We start from the raw sequence: 4,648 nt of genomic DNA, 5'->3' as shown, positions 1-4,648 counted from the left end.
CCATCGACCTGCGCAATGCGGTGGCCGCCGGGCTCGTCGTCGGCCCGCGGATGGTGGTCGCGCCGCACATGATCTCCGCGCGCGGCGGTCACGGCGACTTCAGTGGAATGGTCGCCGACGAGTATCAAGATCCCTGCCGGCCACTGGAATTGGCAGCCGCCGACGGTGCCGACGAGATCCGCACCCGGGTCAGACAGCAGATCCGAGCCGGCGCTGACTGGATCAAGTTCGGCGCCACCGGCGGATTCGCCTCACCGTCGGACGACCCCGGGCACGCCACCTACAGCCAGGAGGAGATGAACATCCTGGTCGCGACGGCCACCGACCTCGAAATCCCGGTCACACCACACAGTTACGGCGACGAGGGTATCCGGCGCGCCGTCCGGGCCGGGGTGCGCAGTATCGAACACGGCAACCTCGCGTCGGCCGAGACGCTGCGCATGATGACCGACGCCGGGGTGTTCATGGTGCCGACGCAATACACGATCCTGTCCAAAGCCCGCGGCGACGAAAGCGGCGAGGCGGTCTGGGCCGCTCTTCCGGAGCACTCGCGACGCAAAATGGAGAAATACCGTGGGGCGCTGCTCGATGCGGCTGAGGGGCTGGCCGCCAGCGACGTTCGGATCGCGTTCGGCACCGACGCCGGAATGTTCCCGCACCACGACAATTGGCGCGAGTTCCCGATGATGGTGTCAACCGGCATCACACCGTCGCGGGCCCTGCGGGCGGCCACCAGCGTGGCCGCCGAACTGCTGCGCCTCGACGATCTCGGGGTGATCGCCGAGGGCAAGATCGCGGATCTGATCGCGATGCCCGGTGATCCCTTCACCGACATCAACGTCACCGGTCGAGTGGATTTCGTGATGAAAGAGGGTGTGATTCACAAGGATCCGGTTGGCGGCCCTCGAGCGTGAAGTCAGCGTCACGTTCGGGCTCGAACGCGCGTCCAGCTTCACGCTCGGCCCGGTTGTCGTCGCCGAATTCAGCTAGCCGCCCAGACACCCCGGACCGAGCAGCGCCTTGAGATCGCCCATCAGCGCCGGCGACAGCGTCACCCGTAGTGACGCGTCCAACTCGAGGGTGGTGATCCGGTCACCGCTGACCAGCCGCAGATGCACCTGCGACGTGCCCGGGTGTTGACCCAGGACTTGCTTGAGCGCACTGACCTTGTCGATGGTGCACTGCCGCGTCGGCAGGCTGACCGCCAGCGGCCGGTTGACCTGCGCGTTGCTGAAGTCCGGCACCACAACGTCGTTGGCGATCAGCGAAATCCGGTCATCCCGGATCGCGACCTTGGCGGTCACCAGCACCACCGTGTCGTCGATGACGTCGGCACCGAACGCGGAGTAGGTGTGCGGGAAGAACATCACCTCGATACCACCGGTGAGGTCTTCCAGTTGCGCTGACGCCCAAGGCATCCCGTTCTTGTTCACCCGCCGGTTCACCGAGGCCAGGATGCCGCCGACCTTCACCATGGTCTCGTTGGCGACGTCGCCGTCGAGGATCGCCGGAATGGCGGTATCAACCTGGGTGGCCAGCAGATGCGCCACGCCGTTGAGCGGATGACCCGACACGTACAGGCCCAACATCTCGCGCTCGAGTGCGAGTTTATGCTTGTCGTCCCACTCCTCGTCGGGGACCCGGATGGTGAAGACCGCGTCGGCTCCGGCTCCCCCGTCGTTCGGGTCGCCGCCGAACAGGTCGAACTGCCCCATCGCCTCGGCCTTCTTGGTGCCCAGCACCGACTCGACGGCGTCGGTGTGCACCAGGAATAGCCCCTTGCGCGGGTGCTTCAGCGAATCGAAGGCGCCGGCCTTGATCAGTGACTCGGTGACTTTCTTGTTGCACGCCGCGATGTCGACCTTGTTCAGGTAATCGGAGAAGTCGGTGAACTTTCCCTTCTCGGTACGAGTATTGATCAGCGAGGCAACAACATTGGCTCCGACGTTACGGACCGCGCCCAGCCCGTAGCGAATATCGGTACCGACCGAGGCGAAGTTCAGCCCGGACTCGTTGACGTCGGGTGGTAGCACAGTGATGCCGAGTTTCCGGCAGTCGGCCAGGTAAACCGCGGCCTTGTCCTTGTCGTCACCGACCGAGGTGAGCAGGCCGGCCATGTACTCGGCGGGATAGTTCGCCTTGAGGTACGCCGTCCAGTACGACACCAGGCCATAACCGGCCGCGTGCGACTTGTTGAACGCGTAGTCGGCGAACGGCAGGATGGTGTCCCACAGCGCTTTGATGGCCTTGGCCGAGAATCCGTTGGCCTGCATGCCTTCTGAGAAGCCCTCGAACTCCTTCTCCAGCACCTCGCGCTTCTTCTTACCCATGGCCTTACGCAGAATGTCGGCTCGGGCGAGCGAGTACCCGGCCACCTTCTGCGCGATGCGCATGATCTGCTCCTGATACACGATCAGGCCATAGGTTTCGGCGAGGACCTCGCGCAATGGTTCCTCGAGCTCGGGGTGGATCGGCTTGATCGCCTGCCGGTTGTTCTTACGGTCGGCGTAGTCGTTGTGGGCGTTCATGCCCATCGGGCCGGGGCGGTACAACGCGAGGACGGCGACGATGTCCTCGAACCCGGTGGGCTGCATGCGGCGCAGCAGGTCTCGCATCGGCCCGCCGTCGAGCTGGAAAACCCCCAGCGTCTCGCCGCGCCCCAGCAGTTCGAAAGTGGCTGGGTCGTCGAGCGCCACCGATTCGAGGTCGAGGTCGATCCCGCGGTTGTCTTTGATGTTGACCAGCGCGTCGCCGATGATCGTGAGGTTGCGCAGCCCGAGGAAGTCCATCTTCAGCAGGCCGATCGCCTCACACGACGGGTAGTCCCAGCCGGTGATGATCGCGCCGTCTTGCGCCCGCTTCCACAGCGGGATCACGTCGGTCAGCGGCTCGCTGCTCATGATCACCGCGCAGGCGTGCACGCCGGAGTTACGGATCAGGCCTTCCAGGCCGCGGGCGGTCTGGTAGATGGTGCGCACGTCGGGATCGGTGTCGATCAGACCGCGGATTTCGGCGGCCTCTTTGTAGCGTTCGTGGTTGGGGTCGGTAATGCCCGACAGCGGAATATCTTTGGCCATGACCGCCGGGGGCAGCGCCTTGGTGATCCGGTCGGCGATCGCGAAGCCCGGCTGACCGTAGTGGATCCGGGCGGAATCCTTCAGCGCCGCTTTGGTTTTGATCGTGCCGAAGGTGATGACCTGCGCGACCCGGTCCTGTCCCCACTTCTCGGCGGCGTAACGCACCATCTCACCGCGTCGACGGTCGTCGAAGTCGATGTCGATATCGGGCATCGACGCGCGCTCGGGGTTGAGGAACCGCTCGAACAGCAACCCGTGTTGGATCGGGTCGATATCGGTGATGCCCAGCGCGTAGGCCACCAGCGACCCGGCCGCCGAGCCACGCCCGGGGCCGACCCGGATGTCGACCGAGCGCGCGTAGTTGATCAGGTCGGCGACGATGAGAAAGTAGGACGGAAAACCCTTGTCGCAGATGACTTCGATCTCATACCCGGCCCGCTCGGAGTACCCGTCGGGCAGCGCATCCGGAAAGCGGCGGCGCAGGCCGGCCTCGACCTCATGGTGCAGCCAGGACGCCGGGTCGTGGCCGTCGGGCACCGGGAAGACCGGCATCCGGTCGCGGGGCTCCCAGACGTCGGCGTACGAACTGACCCGCTCGGCGATCAGCAGGGTTGAGTCGCAGGCGCCAGCGACCTCGTTGTCCCAGATCTCGCGCATCTCGGCAGCCGACTTGAGGTAGTAGCCGTCGCCGTCGAACTTGAATCGGGTGGGGTCGGTGAGCGTCTTGCCGGTCTGCACACACAGCAGCGCCTCGTGGTTGTGCGCGGCGTCGCGGGTGACGTAGTGGCAGTCGTTGGTGGCCAGCGGCGGAATGTTCAGCGCGCGACCGATTTCCAGCAGCCCGTCGCGCACTCGGCGTTCGATGGACAGACCGTGGTCCATCAGCTCGAGGAAGTAGTTCTCGGGTCCGAAGATCTCCCGCCACTTGGCAGCCGACTCCAGTGCTTCGCGGTGGTGTCCGAGCCGCAACCGGGTCTGCACTTCACCGGACGGGCAGCCGGTGGTGGCGATGATGCCCGCGGCGTGCTCGGCGATCAGCTCGGCGTCCATCCGCGACCACTTGCCCAGCTGACCCTCGAAGGAAGCCAGCGACGACAGCTTGAACAGGTTGCGCAGACCGGTGGCGTTCTCCGCGACCATCGTCATGTGGGTGTAGGAGCCGCTGCCCGACACGTCGTCGCTCTTCTGCCCCGGATCACCCCACAGGATGCGTTTGGTCTCGAAACGTGAAGCCGGCGCGACGTAGGCCTCGATGCCGATGATCGGCTTGATACCCGCCGCGGTGGCCCCGTTGTAGAACTCGCTGGCCCCGAACATGTTGCCGTGGTCGGTCATGCCGATCGCGGGCATCTGTAGTCGCTGCGCCTCGGCGAGCATCGGCGCAACCTTCGCGGCACCGTCCAACATCGAGTACTCGGTGTGGTTGTGCAGGTGCACGAACGACTTGCTCATAGGGACGCCAGTCTATGGCCGCGCACCGACGCGCAGCCGGCGTGTCGGCAAGTGTGTCGCGCCCTTCGGCCAACTCACGAGCCGCCAACTCACGAGCGGAGCGCGACGGTGTCTGGATC

Annotated in this window: 2 protein-coding genes; one reads left to right on the top strand and one right to left on the bottom strand. The window is 65.4% G+C overall.

All coding sequences use genetic code 11. The annotated features are described in order from the left end of the window. Nucleotides 1-914: metal-dependent hydrolase family protein (locus WAN02_RS26570; protein WP_422268013.1), on the top strand; the 914-nt coding region annotated here is incomplete at its 5' end. A gap of 72 nt (nucleotides 915-986) precedes the next feature. Here WAN02_RS26570 and dnaE read toward each other — a convergent pair. After that, entirely contained in the window at nucleotides 987-4,529 is a 3,543-nt protein-coding gene (dnaE, locus tag WAN02_RS26565) for a DNA polymerase III subunit alpha (RefSeq protein ID WP_422268011.1), read from the bottom strand. Nucleotides 4,530-4,648: the final 119 nt, after the last annotated feature.

This window comes from Mycobacterium sp., assembly GCF_049281135.1.
Classification (GTDB): Bacteria; Actinomycetota; Actinomycetes; order Mycobacteriales; family Mycobacteriaceae; genus Mycobacterium.
The sequence above is the reverse complement of the archived record's forward strand: the minus strand, read 5'-3'. Positions and strand labels throughout refer to the sequence as shown.